Below are 26,099 nucleotides of genomic sequence, written 5' to 3'. Positions count from 1 at the left end.
AGCAAGGATATAGTAAATAAAGCGGAGGAAATGGTAATGATGAAGAATCTGGTAATTATGACAGTGACATCGGCCCTGTTGTTCGGACTAGTGATAGCCGGCAACACAATCACCATCAAAGGTTCTGACACGCTGGTTCGGCTGGGCCAGAGATGGGCCGAAGAATACATGAAACTGAACAAAGGTTCGGTAATTCAGGTGTCAGGCGGCGGTTCAGGCACGGGGATCGCAGCGCTTCTCAACGGTACGACTGACATATGCGAAGCTTCGCGCGATATGAAAGAAAAAGAGTACACGCTGGCGGAGAAGGCCAATATTGAGCCATATCGCATTTCTGTCGCTCTCGACGGTATCGCTGTTTATCTAAATGAAGAGAACCCGGTGAAGCAGTTCACGCTGGCTCAATTGAAAGATATCTATACCGGTGTTGTCACAAACTGGAAAGCTGTCGGTGGTCCTGATGCCAGGATCATTCTCTACAGCCGCGAAAACAACTCCGGCACCTATGCCTTCTTCAAAGAACATGTGCTAAAGGAAGAAGACTATGCTGACGAGACACAGACCCTTCCCGGAACGGCAGCAGTTGTCAATGCAGTCTCCAGAGACAAGAACGGCATCGGCTACGGCGGAATCGCCTGGGCCAAGGGAGTCAAATACGCCAATGTGAAGAAAGACGAGAAGTCGCCGGCTGTAGAACCTACAATCGTAAATGTTACGGATGGATCGTATCCGATCTCCAGAGAACTGTACTGGTTTTTCAACGGGAAGCCGGCTGGCGAATTGAAGAAGCTCGTCAACTGGGCACTCTCTCCTGCCGGCCAGAAAATCGCCGAGGACATCGGTTATGTTCCTCTGTCGAAAGAACTCGCTGAAGCGAACATGGTTGAGTAGAATTCTTGAAGAGTATCGGGCGTTGTCCATCACGGTGCCCGTCCTCTCTTGCTGAGGTAATCGTGTCCCACTTCGAATTCAAGCCGAAATCGAAGATCAGGGAGTTTCTGGGTGAGAAGATAATCTTTCTCAGCGCCCTCTCTGCTCTGATTGTGGTTCTTCTGATCTTTGTATTCATTTTCAAAGAATCAATCCCAATTTTCACGGATCCGGAGGTTCAGCAAGAGGCAAGCATCGATAAGATGACATTCCAGCAGCAATATTACAAGGACAAGCCTCCGAAATGGTCGTGGCAGCCCAATTCCGAGGTTCCGAAGTACTCGTTGCTGCCGCTCGCTCTTGGAACACTCAAAGCTGCTATCGTTGCGATGCTCTTCGCGGTCCCACTTGCCGTTGCTGCCGCGATATACACTTCTGAATTTGCGTCGAGCAGATTCCGCGAGATAATCAAGCCAATAATCGAATTGCTCGCAGGGATTCCATCTGTGGTGTTGGGATTTTTTGCGCTCATTGTGCTTGCCACAGTAATTCAGGAAGCCCTTGGGCTGACTTTTCGGCTAAATGCTCTCACTGCCGGCATAGCTCTGGGACTTGCGGTGATTCCGATCATATTCACTGTCGCTGAAGATGCATTGTCGGCTGTCCCGATGCCATTGAGAAACGGAGCGCTGGCACTCGGGGCCAATCCATGGCAGGTATCACTCACAATGGTCCTCCCTGCTGCCCTTCCCGGCATCTCAGCAGGGGTTGTACTCGGATTCGGAAGAGCTATCGGCGAGACGATGATAGTGTTGATGGCTTCTGGGAACGCGGCTGTGATCTCGACCAGTTTCACCGATTCGATCAGGACGTTTTCAGCTACAATTGCCGCAGAACTGGCAGAAGTCGTCTTCGGATCAGCTCACTATAATGTGCTGTTCTTTATAGGATCGCTGCTGTTTGTTTTCACATTTGCCATAAATCTTGGTGGTGACCTGCTTCTGTCTCGGCTGAAGCTGAAGCTGCAGGGCAGGTCGTCATGATTGAACCGAGAATCGCTGACACCCCCCCGCCTGTTGATTACGAGGTACAGCCTACAAGCTTTCTCACACGCAGTTCGGGTACAGTGTCCAAGGGTCTGACTCTTCTCGCAGTTATCATAATAATTGCGATGCTGGCAGTGATTATCGGTAACGTTATATATCATGGTGCCAGCACTATCAGCTGGGATTTCCTGACAAGCCCTCCTGAGAATGGGATGGAGGCGGGTGGAATATTCCCTGCAGTATTCGGGACTGTTGCTTTGGTGATTCTGATGGTCATCGCCGTAGTGCCGATAGGAGTGCTGACCGCGATTTACCTGCAGGAATATACCAGACCTGACTCCAAAATCACACGACTGATTCGAATAGCGATTGCAAACCTTGCAGGTGTACCGTCGATAGTGTTCGGGTTATTCGGACTCGGATTCTTCATCGGCTTCGTAGGATCGGGCATTGATTCGGTCTTCTTCGACAGTGGACGGCCAGTCTGGGGACAGCCTGCGATCATTTGGGCTGCGATGACTCTCTCGCTGCTGACTCTCCCGGTGGTGATCATTGCGACCGAGGAGGCCCTGCGCACAATTCCTGCCGAGCTGAAAGATGCAAGCTATGCTCTTGGGGCGACTAAGCTGCAGACCATTGTCAGAGTGATTATTCCTCAGGCGTTGCCGGGAATACTCACCGGCGGAATACTCGCTGTTAGCCGAGGTGCAGGCGAAGTTGCGCCGATCATGTTCACAGGCGCTGCGTACTATTTACCGTATCTTCCATCGAAATTGAATGACCAATTCATGGAACTTGGTTATCATATATATGTTATGGCGACGCAATCACCTGATGTTGAAGCGACTAAACCGATCCTGTACGGCACGGTGCTGGTGCTTCTTGTTCTGACATTTCTCCTCAACATCATTGCGATTGTTATAAGGTCGAAAATGAGAAGGGCACGTTCACATGCAGGATGATACAGCGAATAGCCCGACCAGAGCGATGTTCCAGGTGAATCAGGACGGGAAGCTGGTAGGAACCGGCAACAAGATGAAGACCCGCAATGTCAATTTCTCGTATGGGTCGAACCAGGTGCTCTTTGACATAAACACCGATATCAGGGAACATCAGGTTACCGCGCTGATTGGACCGTCGGGATGCGGCAAATCGACTTTCCTGCGAACACTCAACCGCATGAACGAGACGATCCCCGGCACTAAGATGTCGGGAAAGATACTTCTCGATGATCTGGATATATATCATGACATTAAAGATGTTTCGACTGTGCGAACCCGCGTCGGGATGGTCTTCCAGCGATCGAATCCATTCCCTAAGTCTATTTTTGCTAACGTAGCCTACGGCCTGCGTGTAAATGGCGTAACCGACAAGGACATTGTCGAAGATGCTGTCGAGGCCGCCTTGCAGTCTGCCTTTTTGTGGGATGAGGTGAAAGACAAGCTCGATGTCAGCGCGAACATGCTCTCTGGCGGGCAACAACAGAGGCTGTGCATCGCGCGGGCGCTGGCGGTCAGGCCGGAAGTAGTACTGATGGATGAACCGGCATCGGCCCTCGATCCGATTTCGACGTCTAAAATCGAGGAACTGATTCGAGAACTAAAGAAGAAATACACAATCGTCATCGTGACCCACAATATGCAGCAGGCTGCGAGAATTTCAGATTATACCGGGTTCTTCTATCAGGGAGTTCTTGTTGAATTCGGCCCGACTAAGATGATATTCACTAAGCCGTCGAAAAAGCAGACCGAAGATTATATCACAGGGCGATTCGGATAATTATCGGAGAGTAGCAGATGGTAATTTTGTTGCAGAAGGAAATAGAAGCGCTGAAGAAGAAAGTCACGTTCATAAGTACACTCGTCGAAGAGAGCGTGTACAATTCTGTCAAGGCGGTTTCCGAGAGAAATCAGGAACTGGCGAGGAAAGTCATCGACGGCGACATCGAAATCGATCGCATGGAAGTGGAAGTCGAGGAAGACTGCCTAAAGATCCTCGCGCTGTACCAGCCGGTAGCGGTTGATCTGAGATTCATTGTCGCAGTTCTGAAGATGAACAGCGATCTCGAACGGATCGGCGATTTCTCGGTCAATATCGCGCAAAGCGCAGACTTTCTTTGCAGTCAGAGAACAACCGAGACACTCTTCGACTTTCCGCAGATGTCGAAAAAAGTGTTGAATATGCTGCGAATGAGCATTGATTCACTCGTCAGCATGGATGCTGATATCGCCCGGAGCGTGCTCGAGGCCGACGACGAAGTTGATGACATGAATCGAGCCATGTTTCGGCAGGTTCAGGATGAGATCAGGAAGCATCCCGACGATGCTGAGTGTTTGATAAGATTGCTGTCAGTATCCCGGTATCTCGAACGTATCGCCGACCACACCACGAACATCGCCGAAGATGTGATTTACATGATATCGGGCGAGATAGTCCGCCACCAGATAGCGCAGTTCTAGCGCAATAACCTAATTCGGCATTCATTCAGGATTGTAGGTCGAATCCCTTGCGGATTCGACATCTGCAGCAGAGCGTCAAAACCACGCTTCGCGCCACGCGCGTCGCTCAGGGGGTTTTAACCTACAGTCTTAGCTTCTTCTCCGGCGGTGTCTTCTGTCTTCTCCTCGATCGAGAAATCGTCCCAGAGTTCGTCTTCCGGTAGCTCGGCGAGACATTCATCATGCGTCTGGCGGCGGATATTGACGAACGCTATCACCTGCCCCACGACGATTGTGTTGATGAAATACGCAATTATGAACGCAAACACCAGGCTGACACCGATCACGATCAGATAGCTCGCGATAGCAAAGGTTGTGGTCGCCTGATTGAACGCTCCGAGAAGATACAGATTGATTCCGAAATCGCTGCCGGGATAGAGATAGCTCAGGAATTTGATCACGGGTGAACTGACCGGCAGTTTGTCGAAAGCGGATTCGAATATCAGTTTCCCCTTATCTCCCATGAACACACTAGTAGTAGCATTCGTGAACTGAAACGCGCGGTATGAGAAATAGAATAGCACGAATGAGCAAACTTTAGCGATGACAAGCGATGCTCCGGTCAATATGCTCCAACGCAACGGCCGCGATGTCACCATCGAGAAACCATCGAAAAGCGCAGTCAGCGTATCCTCACCTTTGACGCCCAACACAGCCGGGCCGGTTAGTGCGAATGTCGTGAAGAGAAAGAGAATCAGCACGGTGAAGAGCGATAGTATAAAATACGGGAATGCATAGAAAAGCCCGTAGCTGATCTCGCCTGCGTAGGGTATCTTGCCTATCAAGCCGGCGATAAGGCCGAGTATGATCATGAATACGATGAATCCAATGACACCCAGATACGACTTATAGAGGACACCCTTCTTCTGCTTTATAAACGACTTGGCTTCGGTGACGGAGTAGAACAGGTTTCCTCGGATTTCTTCGTAGGCAGTCCTGGACACAGCCAGATTACCGCGCAGAAGGCACACTGCGAACCACAGGAGACCTGCAATCCAGATCAGTTTCCCCGGAAGCGACACCAATCCAAGCGTTCCTACCGGAAAAAACGAGTGAACATCCCAGGCAAATCCGAGATCGACGCCATCGACGAACAGCGCAACATACGCTATGATGCCATAGCCGATATAGCCAACCAGCAGATTCTTCATCTGCAGATAGATATTCTTACCATGGAGCGCTATGCGGGGAGCTTTGAATATATCCCTGAAATCGTAGTAATAGTCTCTCATACATGACCTCCCGGAGTTTTGTTATCGATAAACGAATTTTTAGGCAGATGTCAAGGCAAAAGCCGATAACGGGGTTTGGGATGTACGGCAAATTATCGACAGCCCGCAGGGATTGAATCCCAAAAGTGCGTGCAGCGGAGCGGATGTACCATTAGACTAATATGATCGCATATTGTCGAACGACGCCCACACACAAGAACCTGAATCCCCTCCAGTCGATCCTACAAAGAATCCCGCAGCCGTAGCACTTGGCAGACTCGGCGGGTTAAAGGGCGGGAAAGCCAGAGCCAAGAAACTGACCAAGAAAGAGCGGTCAGAAGCCGCACGAAAAGCCGCTAACGCGCGGTGGCATAAAGACGAATAATCATCACGCTACAATCATCGTCTATCATACTCCATTATCGACTCAAATTATCTCAAAATAGTTCTTGACTATCATATTCGCTATCGATACTTTGTTCGATAGAAAGTTGATAAGATGGCGAATCAATGGAACACAATGGACATACTGGTTGTATATACTATCAAACGAAGGAGGTGATAGAATGTCGAATCTGAATGAACTAAGTGCTGCTGACTTGGAGGACTTTCTGACATTTGTGAACGCAAAATACGAGCATTATCAGAGACTTCTCCAAAAGATCAGAAAGGCAATGGCAGCACAAGGACAACAGGAGATATCGTTCACGCCGTCCAGCGAAGCCCCGCGCACGCAGAACGGGCTTAGAGACAAAATCGCTACCTTACTTGACCAAGAAAGCAGATGGATGAGTAATGGTGAAATCAGAGATTTGTTGAAAAGCAAATATGGAATCGAACTCAAGTCTGTCAAGTTGCGGAGAGAATTGAATAACGGAAAGAACGTTATCTTTGAGCAGACGGGTGAAGCAAGATACTCTCGCTGGAGATTGTTGAGAAAGAATGATGAACAGAAGTAGAAGAGCGGAACGTTGGCGCGTCCCGCTCAAATCTCAAAAACCTTCTCCCAATCCAAATGAAAGGCGGTTTCCGTTTGTCTATATATAATACTGTTGAACTCTTGTCAAGTTCCTTTCTTGCGGAAGCACTGCCTTCTACATTGGCACGCCCGCCACCATTACTCGAATCCCACAGGAAAATCAAGCCTTGTGGTGTATAGGCATTATAGAAAGCTCTGGCAGGCCGTACGCGCTTGCCAGAGCCAGATAAGAGGGGAGTGTACGGGGTGTACTGCATTGGGGTTTGGACCCGATGCTGACGGTTCAAGTCCGTCACTCTCCATATATGCCGGGGTAGTTAAGCGGTCTAATACTTCTCTTGACAGGAAGCGACTCGGGTTCAACTCCCGGCCCCGGCTTCTTTAAGATCGACAAATATGGTCAAAAAGCAAGAGGAATCTGCATTCTTCTTGCCCGCTCGTGCTGTCTTGCTTGACAAAGCGCGATGCCAAGACGAAGAAAGAAGACGTGTTACTGCTAAGCTGTGGAATCTTGAGGATATTGTCAGACTCTTAAAAAAACGGAAGAAAATAATGTATAATACATTGATGACATTGAACACTCTATCGTATATTGGATTCAAATGGGACTGAATAAACAACTTCGGTCTGTTCTGCGGACAGGCAACTATGAAAGACGGGCAACGCAAATCTGTGCAGAACATCTCGCGGAAGTCAGCGAGGATGAGTTTAGGGGAATTATGAATAGCGTTGAAAGCAACTTAGCAGAATATGCTCATCGATGTCCGTCTGCCTCCACCGACATCAATGGCGTTACTGTGTACTGCTATAGACCATACACACGCGATTGCCTTAGTGAGTTGCGAATCTACTTTGAAGTCAGTAATGACGAAGTCGGGGAGATTGTGCGACTACTTAACATTAAGAAAGTCAAGCGCAAACGTTAGTCGAGTAGCCCCTCTCTGCGCAATTGATTGATTTCTTCCACTGCCGATTGATCGTGTTCATCTATCGGATGGCTCTGGTCCATTTTCCAGTATATCCGCTCATAAGGTATAAAATCTTCATCATCGGCCATTTCCCACAATGACAGTTTGTGCGACCACCGACTCAAGCTAACGGCTGTAAGCCCTTTCATCCTATTCACCCATTTGTTTATTTGCTCAATCTCAGCGTCCGTGAACAAGCTCATATCAGCTGACCGCAAGGCTACTGGTCTAAACTGCCACTTACCGCTAACCTTTTCTTCCCTGACCTCCAGATCACCAGATTCCTGAAGTTTCTTGAGTATAGGCATGAGTGGATATGCGACTGGGCCGTGATCTTCTTTCTTGTATCTTGCCCCCGTTATGGGACTGCCTAATTCATCAAGCGTATCGAAGTCGATTGCAAATAGCATTTTGTTCAACTTCGTGAGACCGAATAGCCTTGAACTCTCGCAGGACTGAGAAATATACAGAATTAGCTCTATGAGCTTCTTCGTATTCTGTTTGATTCGTCTTTTCTTGAAGATATTTTCCATCACTATAAACCTAACTAATTCCTCAAATCTGGCAAGCACTTTCTTTACTATTCGCTTTATAATATATACATCGGAATTCCTCACTTAGTTGCTTATGTCGGTTATATGGCCTATGTGCTATCAAACTGACCCACTACCCATTTTTGGCTTGACTTGACAATGCAACCCATTTATAATTGACTGAAATTGTCGGCATTCAAAAATCTGCTCGGGCGGCTGGACTATCGTTATAATGTGTGATCTAAGCCGAGCCGACTCAGTCGGTTAAGATCTGATGCACTGTGTACTCAATCCAGCAACCACACCGCACCACTGCCAGCCTAATTTGCTGATCACCGGAACAAGGATAGTAGTGGGGATGTTGGTATAGGTCTATGGCTCAACTGTTTCCGAAATGGACAAACAAGCTGCCGACAATCGCGGCCATCGCTGTTCCGATCCTGATAGTGGTCGTTGTATCGTTTGTGTAGTACTATTTCTCTCCGAAATATACCGATGTCGGCTATCGCCCAAAGCAGCCGATTGACTACAGCCATAAACTGCATGCCGGAGATCTCGGTCTCGATTGCCGCTACTGCCACAGCACAGTCGAAAAATCGCCGATGGCGAATATTCCACCGACCCAGACGTGCATGAATTGCCATAAACTGATTGGGACCGAAAACGAGAAGCTGCTCGCAGTCCGCGAAAGCTGGGCTTCCGGCAAACCGATCGAATGGATTCGAGTGCACAAGCTTCCCGATTACGTCTATTTCGATCACAGCGTTCATCTGAACGCAGGTGTCGGCTGCCAGAGCTGCCACGGAAATGTCGCTGCAATGGAAGTCGTTCAGCAGAAACAGCCTCTCAGTATGGGATGGTGCCTCGAATGCCACCGCAATCCCGATATGCACCTCCGCCCTGCGAGCGAGATCACTAATATGAAATGGACTCCGCCGTCGGATCAGGCGGATTTCGCGATGAGAGTCAAGCAGGAGAAGGGCATCGATCCACCGGTCGACTGCTCAGCGTGTCATAGATGAAAGATGATCTGAAGATATTTGGCCGTGACTATTGGCGTAGCCTTGATCAACTCGCGCAGACGCCGAAGTTCAAGGAATTCCTTGAAGCAGAATTCCCCTCTGTTGTTGACGACAACATACCGGGGCTGTCTCGCCGCAAGTTCCTGACCCTGATGGGTGCGTCGATAGCTCTTGCGGGCGTTGCAGGTTGCCGCAGGCCGGTTGAGAAGATTATTCCGTATGTTACTCAACCCGAAGAAATTGTCCCCGGTGTTCCGAATACTTATGCGACTACGATGCCACTCGGCACTGCAGCTTATGGACTACTGGTCGAATGCAACGAGGGACGTCCAACCAAGATTGAAGGTAATCCCGATCATCCGTCGACTCGGGGAAGGTCAAACGCCATCATGCAGGCTTCTATACTGGGTCTCTATGATCCGGATAGATCGAAGCGAGTGACTCAGAATGGTAACGAGAAATCGTGGGAAGATTTCGTATCGTACTGGCGCAGTCTGCATTTGTCTTATGACGCTAATGGTGGCAACGGCCTCGCCGTGCTGTCAGAATCGTTCGCCTCGCCTACACTTGCGCGCCTGAAAAAGCAGTTTACCGATAGGTTCCCGAATGCGGAATGGGTATCGTATGAACCGGCCAGCGATGAGAATATACATGAGGGTGTGAAAGTAGCAACCGGCGAGTCCCTCTACCCCGTTTACAAATTTGAAAATGCTGAGACAATTCTATCGCTCGATTCTGATTTTCTGCTCACCGAGACAGACAACATCCGAAATGCAACCGGATTTGCCGAGGGGCGCAGAGTCGAGTCGGTGAATGATTCCATGAATCGCCTCTATTGCGTCGAGAGCGACTATTCTCTCACAGGCGCAATGGCCGATCATAGATTGCGTCTCAGGAGCAGTCAGGTAGGTGCGTTTACGGCAGCGCTTGCACTCGAAATGCAATCGCAGGGACTTGCAATCGAAATAGGTGATGCCCTGAGCGCATACAGAACGCATGCTTTCGATACTGAATGGCTTGCTGCTGTCGCAAAGGACTTAATTGCCGCCAGAGGTAAATCGCTCGTTATCGCCGGACGTCGCCAGCCGGCATCTGTACATGCACTCATACTTCTGATAAACGATGTGCTGGGCAATGTCGACAACGCGATAGAGTTGGTTCAGCAGACATACACATCCTTACCATCAAACAGGCAGTTTAGCGATCTGGTTGACAAGATGCGGTCCGGCAAAATCAAGTCACTTGTGGTGCTCGGCTGCAATCCGATATATAATGCTCCGGCAGATGCAGATTTTGCGGGTGCTCTCAAACAGTTGCAGCACACGATTCATTTCGGCATTCACGCAGATGAGACTGCACAATTGTCCGAGTGGCACATTCCGCAGAGTCATTATCTCGAAAGCTGGGGTGACGCGACAGCAATCGACGGCACCCGGAGCCTCATTCAGCCCATGATCGAGCCGTTATTCGGCGCGCACAGCAGTGCAGAGATGATGATGCTTCTCGCCACAGGAATCGATGCGAGAGGCTACGATATCGTTCGGCAAACCTGGCAGGAAATCTGGACGGGCGCTGGATTCGAGAAGAAGTGGCGCAGGGCGCTGCATGACGGCGTAATCAAGACTGATGCTTCAAACGACTTAGACGCTAGAGTCATAAAACAAAACGTTGCCAGCCTGCTGAGTAGAGAGCCATTCGAAAAATCGAAATCTGATTCAACCATAGAAATTGCATTCAAAATCTCGCCGTCGGTTCATGATGGCCGGTTCGCAAACAACGGTTGGCTGCAGGAACTTCCCGATCCGATCACAAAGCTTTCATGGGACAACGCCGCGGTCATGAGTGAGTTGAGCGCGCGCGAATTCGCCGTCGCAAACGAGGATATTATCACGCTTTCGGTCGATGGCCGCCAAGTTGATCTTCCCGTTTGGATCGTGCCGGGAGTCGCGGACAAGTCAATCGTCCTCGAACTCGGTTTCGGACGAACTTCCGCCGGTGGAGTTGCCAACAATGTTGGATCAAACGCCTATCGACTCAGAACCAGAAACAGACTCTGGTTCGTAGGCGGAGCGAGCATATTCAAGACAGGTAGAAAGCTGGGGCTTGCGAATACTCAGGATCACGGCAGCATGGAAGGCCGTCCAATAGTGCGAGAAAGCACGCTGACCGAGTACAGGATTGATCCGGAGTTTGCCCGGGAGATGGTCGAACATCCGCCTCTCGAATCACTCTGGGATGATCACAAATACGACAAAGGTTATCAGTGGGGCATGACAATAGACCTAAATGCATGCATCGGCTGCGGAGCATGCACCATCGCTTGCCAGAGTGAGAACAACATCGCGCTGGTCGGCAAGGAGCAGGTGAGAAACGGGCGAGAGATGCACTGGATCAGAGTCGATCGATATTACACCGGCGAAGTCAAGTCACCTGAAATGGTTCACCAGCCGGTGGCGTGCCAGCACTGCGAGATGGCACCGTGCGAAACGGTCTGCCCGGTCAACGCAACTGTGCATGACCGTGAAGGTCTGAATGTGATGGTCTATAATCGCTGCATAGGAACGCGCTACTGTTCGAATAACTGCCCTTACAAAGTGCGGCGTTTCAATTTTTTCAACTATACAAACAACCTGGCTGATACTATTAAGATGGCGCAAAACCCTGATGTTACAGTCCGTTCGCGCGGAGTAATGGAAAAATGCACGTTCTGTGTTCAAAGGATAAACTCTGCGAAATTCAAAGCGAAGAAAGATGGCCGCAATGTCGGTGACGGCGAGATAAGAACGGCCTGCCAGCAGGCGTGCCCGGCTGATGCAATAAAATTCGGTGATATACGAGATTCCAAAAGCGAAGTGGCAAGACTTAAGAAGCTGGATCGAAATTACGAAGTCCTGGCCGAGTTTAACACGCGGCCAAGGACATCGTATCTGGCGAAACTTGGAAATCCGAATCCTGAGTTGAAGAAGGCACAGAAGAAAATCACATGACATCTATGAGCGAAAGAGAGTTTCACAGCGTGCCGGAACCACCTCTGATTGCAGGCAACCAGACGTTCCACTCTGTGACCGATCGTATCAGCCGAATCGCCGAGGCGAAGACTCCGCCGTGGTGGTTCCTGGTATTCGGCGCGACGACATCCGTCATGCTCATCTTCTTCGGCCTGATCGGCTATCTGATCTCTGAAGGCATCGGCATCTGGGGATTGCAGGTTCCGGTTGCATGGGGCTGGGCGATTGTCAATTTCGTCTTCTGGGTCGGTATCGGTCACGCGGGTACGCTCATCTCCGCCATACTGTTCCTCTTCAGGCAGCGCTGGAGAACTTCGATCAACCGCTTTGCCGAAGCGATGACGATCTTTGCCGTTATCTGTGCGCTGATATTCCCCGGCATTCACGTAGGCCGCGTATGGGTGGCATACTGGATGATGCCGTTTCCGAATCAGATGTCGATATGGCCTAATTTCCGCAGCCCGCTCATCTGGGACGTTTTCGCGGTTAGCACTTACTTCACAGTCTCGGCTCTGTTCTGGTATGTCGGACTCGTGCCTGACCTTGCATCATTTCGGGACCGCGCCAAGAAGAAATTGCGCAAACTCATATTTGGAATCTTTTCGCTTGGCTGGCGTGGTGGCAATCGCCAGTGGAAACATTACGAACTCTCATACCTTCTCCTTGCAGGACTCTCCACGCCGTTAGTGTTGTCGGTGCACAGCGTAGTCAGCACAGACTTCGCTACAAGCATTCTGCCCGGCTGGCATACGACGATATTCCCGCCATACTTCGTGGCAGGTGCGATTTACTCCGGCTTCGCGATGGTGATGAGTCTGGCAATCCCGGCAAGAAGACTATTCGGACTCAAGGACTTCATAACAATGAGCCATCTCGACAAAATGGCAAAGATCATGCTGGTCACTGCCATGATGGTCGGATATGCATACAGTTGCGAGTTTTTCATCGCGTGGTATAGCGGTAACGTATATGAGCAGTTCGCTTTCATGAATCGAGCATTCGGACCGTACGCATGGGGTTACTGGATCATGATTTCATGCAATGTGATCGTGCCGCAGCTATTCTGGTTCAAGAAAGTCCGCCAAAGCACGGTGATACTATTCATCTGCTCGATCTTTGTAAATATCGGCATGTGGTTCGAGAGATTCGTAATTGTCGTCAGCTCATTGGCAAATGATTTCCTTCCATCGAGCTGGGATTATTTCTCCCCGACGATATTCGACATCGGAATATTCATTGGATCATTCGGTCTGTTTCTGACACTATTCCTTTTGTTCATCAGGGTACTGCCTATGATTGCTATGGCGGAAGTGAAAGGCGTACTGCCTCAGGCTGATCCTCATCATTACGATAGTCACAGCCCTGCCGCGAAAGAAGGCAGAGCATGATGAACAGTGCAGTGAAGAAAACCGCAGGTATATTGGCCGAATTCGAGAATCCGGCGGCACTCATAGACATAGCCAGGAAACTCAGAGATTCCGGCTATAAGCGATTCGATTGCCATTCACCCTTCCCTATTCATGGGATGGACTCGGCGATGGGCGCAAAGCGCTCGCCTCTTGGATGGATAGTCGGCTCACTCGCAATCTGTGGTGCGCTCGGCGGAATCCTTCTGCAGTGGTGGACAAGCGCTGTCAATTACCCGCTTGTGATCGCCGGCAAGCCGTTCTTCAGTTATCCGGCATTCGTGCCGGTGACATTCGGCATGGCAGTGCTGCTCGGAGCGATATCCGCAGTAGTTGGAATGCTCGCGTTGAGTCGACTGCCAATGCTGAACCACCCGGCTTTCAATTCGGAGCGGTTTGCCAAGGTCACGGACGATGGGTTTTTCGTATGCATAGACTCTACAGATAAGTTGTTCGATCAGGACATGATTGTCTCATTGCTCGAGTCATCGGGCGGAACGAACATCGAGGTATTGGAAGATTGACGATGAAACGTAATAGATGTATTAGGCTGGCAGTAGTAGTGGTAATGGCTGCACTAATTACGGTCGCTTCCGGGTGTTTCAGAGATAGACCGTCAGAAAAGCCGCCGATTCACCTGGTGCCCGACATGGACAGTCAGCCAAAGTATAAGGCTCAGGAAGAGAACAAGTTCTTTGAAGATGGCTCGGCCATGCGGCAACCCATCCCTGGCACTGTTGCACGCGGGGATCTGCGTGAGGATGCCGGCTATTACACGGGCATTGATGAATCGGGCGACACGGTCAAGATATCACCTGTACTGACGGATATGCAACTCCTGAAACGGGGTCAGGAGAGATTTGACATCTATTGCTCACCCTGTCATGGACGAACCGGCGATGGTCAGGGAATCATGCTGTCAAGAGGCTACGTACCGCCTCCGACATTTCATTCAGACAGGCTCCGCGACATTCCGGATGGCTATGTTTTCGATGTGGTGACGAACGGCATCAGAAATATGCCGTCATATCGTCAACAGATACCGGTCAGGGACCGGTGGGCGATAATTGCATATCTGAGAGCGCTCCAGCGAAGCCAGAATGCTACGATCGAGGATGTTCCGCAGGAGCAGCGCACGAATTTGAAGTGAGATCTGCGACATTATGGAATTCGACAAAGAGACATATCGATTCAAGTCCCCGGGCAGCGTGGGAAGAATTTCGCTCATAGTCGGCGTACTGGGAGCTGCGCTCTGCGTTGCCGCCTATTTCATCGATTCGAAACAGTTCTTCCACTCGTACCTGACAGCATATTCATTCTGGATAACAATCATTCTTTGCAGTCTATTCTTTGTCATGCTGCAGCATCTCGTAAATGCGGTCTGGAGCATCATCATCAGGCGGCTTGTCGAAAGCATCATGATGACAATTCCGCTGATGGCGATTCTTTTCATACCGGTGATTTTCGGAATTCACGATCTCTATCATTGGAGTCATGCCGATGCAGTCGCTGCGGATAAACTTCTTCAGAGCAAATCGGCTTATCTCAACACAGGCTTCTTCATTGTACGCAGCGTGATCTACTTCGCCGTCTGGTCCCTGCTGGCATGGATGCTTCACAGAGCATCGATTGCACAGGACGCCGGTTTTGATGAGAAGCGTGTCAGGAAGATTCGCAAGATCGGCGCGGCAGGTATGATTTTGTTTGCGATTACGGTGACATTTGCAGGCTTCGACTGGCTGATGTCGCTTGATGCACACTGGTATTCGACAATATTCGGTGTATATGTATTTTCCGGAGGACTGCTGGGAGTAGTCGCGTTTATTACGCTTGCATTTATCTATCTGAGAAAACATGGCATCCTGAAAAATGAGGTTACGACTGAGCACTACCACGATCTCGGTAAATTGATGTTCGCATTCATGATCTTCTGGGCGTACATCGCATTTTCGCAGTATCTTCTGATCTGGTACGCGAATATCCCAGAAGAAACGATCTGGTATCATCATAGATGGGTCGGCTCCTGGAAAATCATAAGTCTCCTCATTCCGATAGGACACTTCACCGTGCCATTCTTCATAATGATTACCAGAGGAGCCAAACGAAGTCTTGGAATGATGACAATAATGGCGCTTTGGCTGCTTGCTATGCACTGGATCGATGTCTACTGGCTGGTGTTGCCGAATCTGTCGCACGACAACGTGCAGCTATCATGGATGGATGCGGCGAGCCTGCTTGCCGTGACGGGACTCTTCATCTCGGTATTCTGGCGCACATTCACATCGAACGCGGTAGTGCCGGTCACCGATCCGAGACTCGGGGCTTCAATCAAGTTTACGAACATGTAGATTGAATCATGACAGACAGTAATCACAACACGAATCAAGACAGCTCAGGCTACGAGAAGAGCGATGCCAATCTCAAATTCATATTCGGTGTTTCGATCGTGGGGATTGTCATTATCGTCGCAATAGTGGTCTTCTTGAGCGAGTACTTCCTGTATACAAAGGAGACTCTCATCTATGAGACTGTTCTGAGCCCTGAATCATCCAAACTGCGCGAGGTCAGGGCACATGAGGATGAGATTCTGAATTCATACGGAGTAATTAATGCCGACAAGGGCATCTTCCGAGTCCCGATAGACAGGGCGATGGAGATCGAGGCAAATGAAGCTTTCTCTAAAGGCAAATAGAGATATGATAGTGAAAGTTGCATTCTTTTTGTTTTTCCTGATGATGTCGTCGACCGTCTCGGCGCAAGTGATTCAGGAGAATCCTGATGATCTGCGCAATATCGATGTCGAAGAAAAACTCGGCGAGTACATTCCTCTCGATCTGACTTTTGTCAACGACATCGGAGACACAGTAGCCCTCGCGCAGTATTTCAATGATGGCAAGCCGGTTTTGTTGGTTCTTGTTTATTATTCGTGCCCGATGCTCTGCAACCTCATTCTTAACGGTCTGAATGAAGGAATTGCTCAACTTGCGTGGCTTCCGGGCAATGAGTACCGCGTGCTTGCGGTCAGCTTTGATCCACGGGAGACATACGATCTCGCTGCTGCAAAGAAAGCAAACTATCTAAAAGCCCTGAACCGTCCCGGTGCAGAGAATGGCTGGACATTTTTCGTGGGCGAGGAATCGCATTCAAAGGCATTAGCTGATGCTGTAGGATTCAAATATTTCTTCGATGAAGAGAATCAGCAGTTCGCGCATCCGGCGGTCGCATATGTCCTGACCCCGGACGGCAAGATATCGCGTTACCTGTATGGTATAAATTTCGAGGAGCGTGATTTAAGGCTCGCGTTTCTTGAAGCTTCCGAAGGCAAGATCGGATCGACTCTCGATAAGCTCCTTCTTTATTGCTACCATTATGATCCAAACGCGAAAGGTTATGTCGTCTTCGCGGGGAATGTTATGCGCCTCGGCGGTGCCTTGACACTGATCTTGCTTGGTTTGCTGATCGGAGCGCTCTGGATGAAGGAAAGACGCAAGCGAGCGCGAACACGCGTACCGGCAGGAAGTTCAACTCTGAGGCCCTGATACAGTATGGATACAACCGGCACAATCTTCATGCCCCCCGGGCAATCGACTATTTCAGGTGAAGTTGACTCTCTGTTCTATTTCATCCTGTACATGTCAATATTCTTCTTCGTGCTCATCGTGGCTGCGACAGCCTTCTTCATCTACAGATACCGCCGTCGCGAAGGTGCTGCCGAGATGACTTCCGGAGTGTCCCACAATACAGCTCTCGAAGTGGCCTGGACAGTAATCCCACTGATTCTCATTCTGATTATCTTCGGCTGGGGATTCAAATCGTACATGAAAATGCACATTGTACCTAAAGACGCTATTGAGGTGAAAGTCACCGGCCAGAAATGGTTCTGGTCGTTTGATTACGCCGAGGGGGCCACAAGTGTCAATGAGCTTGTTGTGCCGGTCGACAAACCGATCAAATTGTTGCTATCATCGCGGGACGTGATCCACAGCTTCTTCGTGCCATCGTTCAGGATCAAGATGGACGTGCTTCCGAATAGATACACTATAACATGGTTCGAGGCTAAGAACGTCGGTGTATATGATCTTTATTGCGCCGAGTATTGCGGAAGATCGCACTCAGAGATGATCGGGACTGTTAAGGTAGTCAGCGATCGGGATTTTGCAGAGTGGCTCGATGCCGGATCAGGCTCCGGCGAGGGGTCGACGCCAATCGAGTTCGGTGAGCAGTTGTACAAGTCCAAGGCATGTTACACTTGCCACTCGACAGACGGCATGCCCAAGATAGGGCCGAGTTTCAAGGCAATCTTCGGACACGAGACAGAAATGGCCGATGGCAAGAAAATCGTAGTCGATGAGAATTATGTGCGGGAATCGATTCTGGAGCCGCAGGCAAAGGTCGTCAAAGGCTTCCAGCCGATCATGCCGACGTATCAAGGCTTGCTGAAGGATAAGCAGATCGACGCGCTCATCGCGTATATCAAGTCTTTGAAATAACAGGTGGGAGAATCCATGAGCAGTACAGATTCAGCTCTCGATCTGAGCTTTCTCAGACACCCAAAAGGTTTGAAGTCGTGGCTTCTTACACTCGATCACAAGCGTATAGGAGTGCTCTATCTGGTCGGCATCACAACCGCAGCCTTCCTGGGCGGGTTTTTTGCGATGCTGATTCGCCTGGAGCTTTTCAGACCTGGACCCGACATCATGGGGCCCGACACATATAACCAGATGTTCACGCTTCATGGCGCGATAATGATCTTCCTCTTCATAATACCCGGTATTCCGGCGGCTCTCGGCAATTTCGTGTTGCCTCTGATGCTTGGCGCGAAAGACGTTGCATTCCCCCGCCTGAATCTCGCAAGCTGGTATATCTATGTCATAGGCGCCTGCTTTGCACTCTACTCACTCATCTCCGGCGCAGCAGATACCGGATGGACTTTCTACACGCCTTACAGCACGCAGACAAACACGTCTGTGATTTCGATGACTCTCGGAGCATTTATACTCGGATTCTCATCCATATTCACCGGGATCAACTTCATCGTTACAATACACAGGTTAAGAGCTCCCGGCCAGACCTGGTTCAAGCTTCCGCTCTTTGTGTGGGGACTCTACGCAACGGCAATCATACAGGTACTTGCCACGCCGGTTCTCGGAATCACTCTTGCCCTATTGATGCTCGAACGACTCTTTGGAATCGGTATATTCGATCCTGCGATGGGGGGCGATCCGGTGCTGTTTCAGCATTTCTTCTGGTTCTACTCTCATCCAGCGGTCTACATTATGATCTTGCCGGGGATGGGGATAATTTCCGAATTGATATCTGTGTTCTCGCATAAGAAAATCTTCGGATACAAGGCAATCGCCTATTCGAGCTTGGGCATCGCGCTTGTAAGCTTCCTCGTCTGGGGACACCACATGTTCACCAGCGGTCAGTCTGAAATCGCAGCGATGATATTCTCGTTCCTGACATTTCTGGTAGGTATCCCATCAGGTATCAAAGTGTTCAACTGGGTGATGACTATGTACAAAGGCTCGATCAGTCTCGATACACCCATGCTGTACGCTCTCTCGTTCCTCGTGCTGTTCACGATTGGCGGACTGACCGGAATCTTCCTCGGCGCGCTATCAGTCGACATCCATCTGCATGACACGTATTTCGTAGTCGCACATTTTCATTACGTTATGATGGGCGGTACAGTCATGGCGTTCATTGCAGGGCTGCATTACTGGTGGCCGAAGATGTTCGGGAGGAAGTACAGTGTCTTCTGGAGCAAGCTGGCATGCGCCCTGATATTCATCGGTTTCAATGCGACTTTCTTCGTTCAGTTCATTCTTGGAACAAGAGGAATGCCTGGCCGCTATTTCGATTATCGCGATCAATTCCAGCAGCTGCATGCTTTCTCGACCGTCGGTTCCTGGATACTCGGCCTTGGTTTCATCGTCATGCTGGCGTACTTGATTCATTCCCTGTACAGAGGCAAACGCTCCGGTCCGAACCCGTGGGGAGCTCTAACACTCGAATGGACAACGCCGTCTCCTCCCCCGCCGTACAACTTCGCAGAGACACCGAAGATAATCCATGGCCCGTACGACTATGACAAGATTGATGTCCAAAGAGATTGAAATCTCAGTAGCTTATGAGTGAATCGCACACAGACAACACGCATTTGGCACATCATTTCAGCGATGCTGGCCAGCAGAGAGAGTCTGCTAAACTCGGAATGTGGCTCTTTCTGCTGACAGAAATATTGCTCTTTGGCGGACTATTTGTGGCTTACTCCATATACCGGACATGGAACCCCGACATGTTCCACAATGCTCACCTGTTTCTCGATGTCAAGCTCGGGACACTCAACACAATTGTGCTTATATCCAGCTCTCTCACGGTCGCTTTGGCAATTCGCTCTCTTCAGTTAAACGACAAGAAGAACGCCGCGAGGCTACTGACCATCACTATCGTACTCGCGTTGGTGTTTCTGGTCGTGAAGTATTTCGAGTACAGCCACAAAATTCATCTCGGACAGCTTCCGGGCAAATACTATACATTTCAGGGTGTAGAGGGCACGAACCCTCATGTCTTCTTCAGCATATATTTCATGATGACCGGTCTGCACGGGCTGCATGTTATTGGCGGTATCGGATACCTGAGCTGGATGCTTAGAAATACGATTAAGGGGAAATATTCATCAGATTATTATACTCCGGTCGAGATGGGCGGATTGTATTGGCATCTGGTCGATCTGATTTGGATTTTCCTGTTTCCACTGTTTTACCTGATTGGATAGGCACGAATGAGCGCTTCCAAAGCTGAACACGCGAATCATGTCTTGCCACTGAGACTATATCTTGCTGTCGGCGCGGTCTTGATAGTCCTCACATTTGTCACGGTAGCAATATCGTTCATACACTTCGGTGGTTGGAATCTTGTCGTTGCGCTGCTGATAGCGTCTATTAAGGCTACGCTTGTTGCGCTCTTCTTCATGCACCTCAAGTACGACAGCAAACTCTACTTGATTGTCTTCCTCGGTGCCATTCTCTTCCTGGCGATCTTTATTGTGTTCACGATGTTCGACACGATGGAGCGAGATCAAATCTATCAGATCGAAGCTAAACCGATACGTGAGAACGCCGCAATGTATGATGACTCATCCAGAGGTATGCATTCCGTCCCACACGACAGCATACAGCCAGACTCATCACAGTAAGATGATTATTTTAGTGGAAAGTAGCCTCCTATGCAATTAGGTTCACATTCAGGATCACAGACGAACGGGTTTGCTGAAAGAGCCACAAGTATCGCAGAAACCGTCATCGCGAGGAGCAGAGCGACGTGGCGATCTCTGCATCAATCAACGCTATTGTAAGACGTGAAGATTGCCACGCTTCGCTCGCAATGATTGCGTCAAAGGCATCCTCACAAACCCGATAGCACACAAAACAGATTCGGAGAGTATCATGAAGGGTTTCTTACGACTCTCTTTCATAACCACCGCCGCCACATATCTACTCATATTCATAGGCAGCCTTGTGAGAGTTTCCGGCGCGGGACTCGGATGTCCCGATTGGCCGAAATGTTTCGGCAAATGGATACCGCCCGTGAGTGCGATGGAGCTGCCGCATGATATTGATCCGAGCCTTTTCAATTTCACTCTCGCCTGGATCGAGTATTTCAACAGACTCTGCGGAGTCGCAGTCGGATTTCTCATACTTGCGACAGCTATCATGGCCGTCATCCACTATAGAAAAGTCCCGAAAATAGTCTATCCATCTATTATCGCCGCATTACTGGTGGCATTCCAGGGCTGGCAAGGCGGTGAGGTCGTTGCATCAGATCTGCAGCCCATTATCGTGTCGGTGCATATGGGACTTGCTTTCATAATCGTCAGTCTTATGATCTATGTCACACAGCAAGCGTTCTATGTCGAAAATCCTGACGCATCGAAAGGCGCTTCGTACCCCGCTAAATCCCACATCTGGATCGGTATCGTCTGGCTGGTCACAATAACTCAGATAATAGTCGGTACTCAGGTGAGATCTGCAATCGAGGTCATCGAGGAGAATTTCCCACTGCTGAACGCGGCGGAGATATTGCAGAGAGTTGAGGGAATCACCCTGATGCACACAGCGGTCGGACTTCTCACAATGGCTCTGGTATGGCTTGTCGGCTCTCGAATCCTGCGCGGCAGCAAGAACCCGTCGCCGATCATCAGCAAGACAATCCGGGGAATGATGATCCTCTCCATCGTTCAAATCATGATCGGGCTATCGCTAATGCTGGTCGGAGTTCCGGCGCTGATGCAGGTTTTTCATCTCTGGGCGGCGAGCCTGCTCGTCGGAATGCTGCTTCTCGCCTATTCGGAGCTGAAGAGGGCATAGGAGGATATCATGAACAGTGCCAAAGAATTCATGCGGGATATACTCATTTTCACGGTTGTCGTGATCGTTCTCACTGCAGCCGCGGCATTCATCGTCAATCAAGCGGACTCATCGAGAAAAGCGATTCCGGTGATGGCTGAACTCCCCGATTTTGAATTCACCGAGCGGAGCGGTGTGCCGTTTGGGTTGGACAAGATGAAAGGCAGGATCAACGTTGTCGATTTCATATTCACAAACTGCCCCGGACCCTGCCCCATGATGAGCGCCGTGATGTCCGATTTGTATCACTTCTACGGAAGCTCGGAGAAGATTCGCTTTATATCGATATCGGTCGACCCGTTGCGTGACACGCTCGAAACTTTGCAGGCATACGCTGAGAAATTCGGAGTCACTGACAACGGCTGGGTGTTTCTGCGCGCAGAGATGGACAAAGTGAATGATCTTTACGAGAAGGGATTTCTGCTTGCAGGAGATCTACCGGGCGAACACAGCACTCGGTTTGTTTTGGTTGATGCTGATGGTATGATACGAGGCTACTATCAGCCCGAAGATAATGCCGGCATGGAACTGCTGAAAATGCATATCAAGCAACTTGCACAGGAGATGTGATGGGAGTCGCAGACCTCCCGACACTCAATGCGATCCTGAACAGTATCAGTGCGATTCTGCTTCTGTTAGGTTTTATCAGAATCAAGCAGCAGAAACCGGACATCCACAAGAAATTCATGATAGCTGCGCTGATCACCTCTGCCCTCTTCTTGATTTCATATCTGATCTATCACCAGCAGGTCGGTTCGGTGCCGTATTCATATCACGATTGGACGCGCCCGGTCTATTTCACGATCCTGATCCCGCATGTCATCCTTGCCGCCCTCATGGTTCCGTTCATCATAGCAGCGGTGGTATTCGCATTACGTGGCAGGTTTGACAAGCACAAGAGAATCACAAGATATCTCTGGCCGGTCTGGATGTTCGTCTCCGTCAGCGGCGTCACAATCTATCTGATGTTGTATAGACTTTACAAGGGCAGGATTGTTCTCAAGCCTGCCATCTGATTCTGCGCGGCAGGCTTCGGGGAATCCTGCCCTACAGGAAATATCCGATTACATACTTCCCGGCCACAAACAACAAACAGGCTGCGATCAGCACTTTGATCACGCGCGCAGGCATATATCTCTGCAACCGTGCGCCGACATACATGCCGGCAAATCCGCCAATCCCGAATAGCGCGCCAAGCTGCCAGTCGGGTGCGATCGCAAGACCGGTATTGGCATAGAATTGAGCAATCACCGAATAGAAAAACACTCCCGCAATCGATGTCACGAACGTCGCCATGAGAGCGGCCCCGGCGACTGTATAAACCGGCAGACCGAACACGACAACAAGAAACGGTGCGATTATCGCACCGCCGCCGATGCCATACGTGCCTCCGACTATCCCGACAACGAAACTCAGCGCAAACAGCCCGATCGAAGATGCATAATACTGCTCCCCCTCGAATTCGTAGCCGATTCGTCGGATGTTGAATTCCAGCGGCGATACCTCGAACCTTTCGCCGGAGGCACTATTGTTCGATGAGGACTTGGATTTCTTCAGGATATCCAGACAGAGTCTGATTCCGAGATATAGCAGCACCAGCCCCACAAAGAGCTTGAATGCGGTCGGGTCCGGAAGATACTCGACTCGTATGATGACTCCGAGGAACACTCCCGGAATTGTTCCCAGGACAATTGTCCATGTGAGCGGCCAGACCATACGTTTCTCGCGATAGTATCGATAAACACCGCTCGGGATCGACACAATGTTATAGACGAGGTTGGTCGGACTGACCGCAGGACCGGTGAATCCGAGGATGCTCATCTGAAATGGAAGAAGCAGAAACGCGCCGGAAAGCCCTCCCATCGAAGTAAAACAGGAAATCACAAAAGCGACAACTACCGGTAGCCACCAGTATGTCTCGACACCGCTGATCGGGAATTCTATCATACGGTCTCGTCAGTATGTCGGATGTGGAATCCATGAATTGCCATGCTGGACAATATCGAGAGAATGTCCCCGTTGTCAACCTGTAAAATGGGGGCATGGAATCTGTCAATTAGCCGTTTTCGTGGATTGTTTCCGCTTGACAATTCGGGGGAAATTGTTATTCTATTGCGTCATTATGGCGCAGAAGGGAAAAAAGGCCGCTCCGGCGGCACCAGCCAATAAGCCGAGCAGACAGTCATACAGTCTGCCATTCGGTAAGCCGAATATGATGCTGTTCGCCCTGGGACTTCTTGCAGTGATTCTTGGATTTGTAACATTGTCCTTAGGTTCCGACACTCTTGCGCCGATATTGCTTGTGCTGGGATACTGTGTTATTATCCCTGCGGCGATAATTTGGAAGGACAAGCGAAAGGTAGCCGATTGATGATATCGGGCGGTTAGCTCAGTTGGTTTAGAGCGCCTGCCTTACAAGCAGGAGGTCACTGGTTCGATTCCAGTATCGCCCAAATGGATATAGACATATTCGACGGATCTAGCCGGGGTTGTAGTTCAGTTTGGTTAGAACGCCTGCCTGTCACGCAGGAGGTCGCGAGTTCGAGTCTCGTCAACCCCGCCATTGACTTTAAGCCGCTGCGTTGCAGCGGCTTATGCATTTGAATTCTTGCCGATAGCCAAGGGCGTCCTTATTAAAAAAATGTCAAGCAAGTCCAGAACGTGGCTCAACTTCCATTCACAACCTGTCCACTTTGTCTGAAGACGTACAGAACCAAGACGTCCAGACTTTGCGTTTTCGATTTATGCTGTGAGCGATTCAGAAGATCTCAACTATTCTGCCACTACCGTCGACGCTCTTAGATCGCACATGCACGGTCAATCAGTTCCTTCGCAAGCTCGGCATTTCCCCGTGGAAAATAGAATTGAGACATGAGATTCAGAACACTACCAGTGCGCGGATGCTCCTTGCCGCGAGTCGCTTCTACAATCCGAAGAGCTTCCTTGAACGAGGTCTCGGCTTTGCCATAGTCGCCCTTTCGGTCCAGCGCGACCGCCAGGTTTGTAAGTGAAGACGCAAGTTGCGGTGTCTCACCTGCCGTTCTCACGACCTAATCGCGGAATTTAGTAGTCTGATTGCGTCAGAATCACGTCCATCCTGGATTGCTCTGGCACCTTCAGTATTAAGTTCTTCCCACGACTTACCTCCGCCCGCGTCACGTCCTCCGAACAGCTTCCGAAACAAGCCCATAAAACCGTCCTCCTTCAATCGAATTGGATTCCGCCGGTCGCACCATTCCAACCACCGATGCCATCCCAGCATAGGGAGAGTGCACTGGCTTGGCCCTCACCAAGCGTCGACTCAATTAGCGCATACGCCCCCATCATGTAGTCGCGATACACGCAACTATGCTCTTCGTGAAAATCATACATCCTCCTCGCTTTGAACGACTGGATGAGGTTTGAGCTCTCCACACTTCCGACAGCTGCCAGCCGACTTTAGGTTAACTTCGCCACAAGCACATCGCCATGCCAGGGTTCCACTCGTCGGTTTTTGAATTGGGGCCGTCTTCTTCTCATTGGCGTGTACCTCAGGAGTGTCAGCCTGTTTCCGAAAAATAGCTTTCAGTATGGGCCTCATGATAACTCCATAGAATGTCGCATAGATGAACAGCAACTTGAGGAACATTCCAAGTCCCAGTTCGATCTGCAGTGAGCCCGAATCCGAGTTGAGGTAAGCTTGAAGTCCGTGGAAAGTTCCTATCGTAAGAATGGGTACCGTCAGAGCGTCTATCAGTTTCGGAACACTTGAAGAAGGCTTAACGTCTTCAATTGAAATAGGATCTTGTTCACACTTTTCTTTTGACGATACTGGCTCGCTTCTTTCGTTCATGGCATCTTGATCGGCCATATCGGTTGACACTACCGGCTTTTCTTTGCTCAACACCAATTTGTCACAATATGGGCATTGAAATGATGAACACTCTCTGGCCTCGAGTGTCAATTCCAGAGGTTCATTACAGTGAGGGCAATTGAATAATTCAGGAAAGAATAGTCGGTCCGACATCTCTTTGCGTCCTCCCTCTACCTCAGTATCTGAGAGCTTCTTCACTAGTGTCCCGTCAACCACATAATGTAGGATACAATCTCTTTAGTTTAATCCTGGCATCTTCATTGGTGAAGCGCCAATCTACCTTTGCCTCTATTT

Annotated in this window: 28 protein-coding genes, 4 tRNA genes and 1 pseudogene; 26 read left to right on the top strand and 7 right to left on the bottom strand. The window is 49.9% G+C overall.

Features of this window, described 5'->3' with window-relative positions; genetic code table 11:
- Positions 1 to 39: 39 nt before the first annotated feature.
- The 5 genes from KKH67_15200 to phoU are packed head-to-tail and all read left to right on the top strand — an operon-like array spanning position 40 to position 4,375.
- Positions 40 to 891 (top strand): phosphate ABC transporter substrate-binding protein, encoded by an 852-nt coding sequence (locus tag KKH67_15200; protein ID MBU1320525.1) that lies wholly within the window; start codon positions 40 to 42, stop codon positions 889 to 891.
- A gap of 14 nt (positions 892 to 905) precedes the next feature.
- A complete protein-coding gene (pstC, locus tag KKH67_15195; GenBank protein MBU1320524.1) occupies positions 906 to 1,913 on the top strand; it encodes a phosphate ABC transporter permease subunit PstC in 1,008 nt (335 codons plus the stop codon).
- The gene (gene pstA, locus KKH67_15190) at positions 1,910 to 2,878 is read left to right on the top strand and encodes a phosphate ABC transporter permease PstA (protein MBU1320523.1); all 969 of its coding nucleotides are present in this window, start codon (positions 1,910 to 1,912) and stop codon (positions 2,876 to 2,878) included. Before pstC ends, pstA begins: the two co-directional genes overlap by 4 nt.
- Positions 2,879 to 2,903: 25 nt before the next feature.
- Positions 2,904 to 3,695, top strand: a complete 792-nt coding sequence (gene pstB, locus KKH67_15185) for a phosphate ABC transporter ATP-binding protein (GenBank protein MBU1320522.1) — start codon at positions 2,904 to 2,906, stop codon at positions 3,693 to 3,695.
- A 17-nt stretch (positions 3,696 to 3,712) separates the two neighbouring features.
- Positions 3,713 to 4,375, top strand: coding sequence for a phosphate signaling complex protein PhoU (gene phoU / locus KKH67_15180; protein ID MBU1320521.1), 663 nt, complete (start codon positions 3,713 to 3,715; stop codon positions 4,373 to 4,375).
- Positions 4,376 to 4,491: 116 nt separating this feature from the next.
- On the opposite strand, the gene KKH67_15175 is transcribed toward phoU, so the two are convergent.
- Positions 4,492 to 5,646 (bottom strand): hypothetical protein, encoded by a 1,155-nt coding sequence (locus tag KKH67_15175; GenBank protein MBU1320520.1) that lies wholly within the window; start codon positions 5,644 to 5,646, stop codon positions 4,492 to 4,494.
- Between the two features lie 545 nt (positions 5,647 to 6,191).
- On the opposite strand from KKH67_15175, the gene KKH67_15170 reads away from it, so the two are divergent.
- The 3 genes from KKH67_15170 (at position 6,192) to KKH67_15160 (ending at position 6,982) form a co-directional block, all read left to right on the top strand.
- Positions 6,192 to 6,584 (top strand): hypothetical protein, encoded by a 393-nt coding sequence (locus KKH67_15170; protein ID MBU1320519.1) that lies wholly within the window; start codon positions 6,192 to 6,194, stop codon positions 6,582 to 6,584.
- Between the two features lie 252 nt (positions 6,585 to 6,836).
- Positions 6,837 to 6,906, top strand: a tRNA-Gln gene (locus KKH67_15165).
- Positions 6,907 to 6,911: 5 nt separating this feature from the next.
- A tRNA-Ser gene (locus tag KKH67_15160) sits at positions 6,912 to 6,982 on the top strand.
- Positions 6,983 to 7,526: 544 nt separating this feature from the next.
- Here KKH67_15160 and KKH67_15155 read toward each other — a convergent pair.
- Complete coding sequence (locus KKH67_15155) at positions 7,527 to 8,105, bottom strand: SocA family protein (GenBank protein ID MBU1320518.1); 579 nt, start codon at positions 8,103 to 8,105, stop codon at positions 7,527 to 7,529.
- A 374-nt stretch (positions 8,106 to 8,479) separates the two neighbouring features.
- Here KKH67_15155 and KKH67_15150 point away from each other — a divergent pair.
- From KKH67_15150 to KKH67_15080, 15 genes and pseudogenes are all read left to right on the top strand, one after another.
- A pseudogene (locus tag KKH67_15150) lies at positions 8,480 to 9,127 on the top strand (cytochrome c3 family protein).
- On the top strand, positions 9,124 to 12,114 hold the full coding sequence (locus tag KKH67_15145; GenBank protein MBU1320517.1) for a TAT-variant-translocated molybdopterin oxidoreductase: 2,991 nt from the start codon (positions 9,124 to 9,126) through the stop codon (positions 12,112 to 12,114). Before KKH67_15150 ends, KKH67_15145 begins: the two are co-directional and overlap by 4 nt.
- Positions 12,115 to 12,119: 5 nt before the next feature.
- Positions 12,120 to 13,523: a polysulfide reductase NrfD gene (gene nrfD, locus KKH67_15140; protein MBU1320516.1), complete on the top strand. Its 1,404-nt coding sequence runs from the start codon at positions 12,120 to 12,122 to the stop codon at positions 13,521 to 13,523.
- Entirely contained in the window at positions 13,523 to 14,065 is a 543-nt protein-coding gene (locus KKH67_15135) for a DUF3341 domain-containing protein (protein MBU1320515.1), read from the top strand. The genes nrfD and KKH67_15135 overlap by 1 nt, the downstream gene beginning before the upstream one ends.
- 2 nt (positions 14,066 to 14,067) lie before the next feature.
- Positions 14,068 to 14,691: a cytochrome c gene (locus KKH67_15130; protein ID MBU1320514.1), complete on the top strand. Its 624-nt coding sequence runs from the start codon at positions 14,068 to 14,070 to the stop codon at positions 14,689 to 14,691.
- 13 nt (positions 14,692 to 14,704) lie between these two features.
- Positions 14,705 to 15,889, top strand: coding sequence for a hypothetical protein (locus tag KKH67_15125; protein MBU1320513.1), 1,185 nt, complete (start codon positions 14,705 to 14,707; stop codon positions 15,887 to 15,889).
- An 8-nt stretch (positions 15,890 to 15,897) separates the two neighbouring features.
- A complete protein-coding gene (locus KKH67_15120; GenBank protein MBU1320512.1) occupies positions 15,898 to 16,233 on the top strand; it encodes a hypothetical protein in 336 nt (111 codons plus the stop codon).
- Positions 16,208 to 17,080, top strand: a complete 873-nt coding sequence (locus tag KKH67_15115) for an SCO family protein (GenBank protein MBU1320511.1) — start codon at positions 16,208 to 16,210, stop codon at positions 17,078 to 17,080. Before KKH67_15120 ends, KKH67_15115 begins: the two co-directional genes overlap by 26 nt.
- Positions 17,081 to 17,086: 6 nt before the next feature.
- Positions 17,087 to 18,031 (top strand): cytochrome c oxidase subunit II, encoded by a 945-nt coding sequence (gene coxB / locus KKH67_15110; protein ID MBU1320510.1) that lies wholly within the window; start codon positions 17,087 to 17,089, stop codon positions 18,029 to 18,031.
- A 15-nt stretch (positions 18,032 to 18,046) separates the two neighbouring features.
- Positions 18,047 to 19,660 (top strand): cytochrome c oxidase subunit I, encoded by a 1,614-nt coding sequence (gene ctaD / locus KKH67_15105; protein MBU1320509.1) that lies wholly within the window; start codon positions 18,047 to 18,049, stop codon positions 19,658 to 19,660.
- Positions 19,661 to 19,674: 14 nt separating this feature from the next.
- On the top strand, positions 19,675 to 20,322 hold the full coding sequence (locus KKH67_15100; GenBank protein ID MBU1320508.1) for a cytochrome c oxidase subunit 3 family protein: 648 nt from the start codon (positions 19,675 to 19,677) through the stop codon (positions 20,320 to 20,322).
- A gap of 6 nt (positions 20,323 to 20,328) precedes the next feature.
- Positions 20,329 to 20,742: a cytochrome C oxidase subunit IV family protein gene (locus tag KKH67_15095; protein ID MBU1320507.1), complete on the top strand. Its 414-nt coding sequence runs from the start codon at positions 20,329 to 20,331 to the stop codon at positions 20,740 to 20,742.
- 250 nt (positions 20,743 to 20,992) lie between these two features.
- The gene (locus tag KKH67_15090) at positions 20,993 to 21,913 is read left to right on the top strand and encodes a COX15/CtaA family protein (GenBank protein ID MBU1320506.1); all 921 of its coding nucleotides are present in this window, start codon (positions 20,993 to 20,995) and stop codon (positions 21,911 to 21,913) included.
- A gap of 9 nt (positions 21,914 to 21,922) precedes the next feature.
- Entirely contained in the window at positions 21,923 to 22,522 is a 600-nt protein-coding gene (locus tag KKH67_15085) for an SCO family protein (protein MBU1320505.1), read from the top strand.
- Positions 22,522 to 22,968, top strand: a complete 447-nt coding sequence (locus KKH67_15080) for a DUF420 domain-containing protein (protein MBU1320504.1) — start codon at positions 22,522 to 22,524, stop codon at positions 22,966 to 22,968. The genes KKH67_15085 and KKH67_15080 overlap by 1 nt, the downstream gene beginning before the upstream one ends.
- A gap of 31 nt (positions 22,969 to 22,999) precedes the next feature.
- Here the strand turns inward: KKH67_15080 and KKH67_15075 are convergent, their stop codons facing one another.
- Positions 23,000 to 23,896, bottom strand: a complete 897-nt coding sequence (locus KKH67_15075; GenBank protein MBU1320503.1) for a sulfite exporter TauE/SafE family protein — start codon at positions 23,894 to 23,896, stop codon at positions 23,000 to 23,002.
- A 178-nt stretch (positions 23,897 to 24,074) separates the two neighbouring features.
- Between KKH67_15075 and KKH67_15070 the strand changes: the two genes are divergently transcribed.
- The 3 genes from KKH67_15070 (at position 24,075) to KKH67_15060 (ending at position 24,515) form a co-directional block, all read left to right on the top strand.
- The gene (locus tag KKH67_15070; GenBank protein MBU1320502.1) at positions 24,075 to 24,323 is read left to right on the top strand and encodes a DUF3098 domain-containing protein; all 249 of its coding nucleotides are present in this window, start codon (positions 24,075 to 24,077) and stop codon (positions 24,321 to 24,323) included.
- A 7-nt stretch (positions 24,324 to 24,330) separates the two neighbouring features.
- Positions 24,331 to 24,405: transfer RNA gene (locus KKH67_15065), tRNA-Val, on the top strand.
- Between the two features lie 32 nt (positions 24,406 to 24,437).
- Positions 24,438 to 24,515 (top strand) — tRNA-Asp (locus KKH67_15060).
- A 235-nt stretch (positions 24,516 to 24,750) separates the two neighbouring features.
- Here the strand turns inward: KKH67_15060 and KKH67_15055 are convergent.
- From KKH67_15055 to KKH67_15040, 4 genes are read right to left on the bottom strand one after another with little or no spacing between them, the layout of a single operon-like run.
- A complete protein-coding gene (locus KKH67_15055) occupies positions 24,751 to 24,999 on the bottom strand; it encodes a tetratricopeptide repeat protein (GenBank protein ID MBU1320501.1) in 249 nt (82 codons plus the stop codon).
- The gene (locus tag KKH67_15050) at positions 24,996 to 25,142 is read right to left on the bottom strand and encodes a hypothetical protein (protein MBU1320500.1); all 147 of its coding nucleotides are present in this window, start codon (positions 25,140 to 25,142) and stop codon (positions 24,996 to 24,998) included. The genes KKH67_15055 and KKH67_15050 overlap by 4 nt, the downstream gene beginning before the upstream one ends.
- Before the next feature lie 14 nt (positions 25,143 to 25,156).
- Complete coding sequence (locus KKH67_15045) at positions 25,157 to 25,324, bottom strand: hypothetical protein (protein ID MBU1320499.1); 168 nt, start codon at positions 25,322 to 25,324, stop codon at positions 25,157 to 25,159.
- Complete coding sequence (locus KKH67_15040) at positions 25,317 to 26,003, bottom strand: hypothetical protein (protein MBU1320498.1); 687 nt, start codon at positions 26,001 to 26,003, stop codon at positions 25,317 to 25,319. The genes KKH67_15045 and KKH67_15040 overlap by 8 nt, the downstream gene beginning before the upstream one ends.
- Positions 26,004 to 26,099 lie beyond the last annotated feature (96 nt).

It is taken from the genome of Candidatus Zixiibacteriota bacterium (genome assembly GCA_018820315.1).
Lineage (GTDB): Bacteria > Zixibacteria > MSB-5A5 > JAABVY01 > JAHJOQ01 > JAHJOQ01.
The sequence above is the reverse complement of the archived record's forward strand: the minus strand, read 5'-3'. Positions and strand labels throughout refer to the sequence as shown.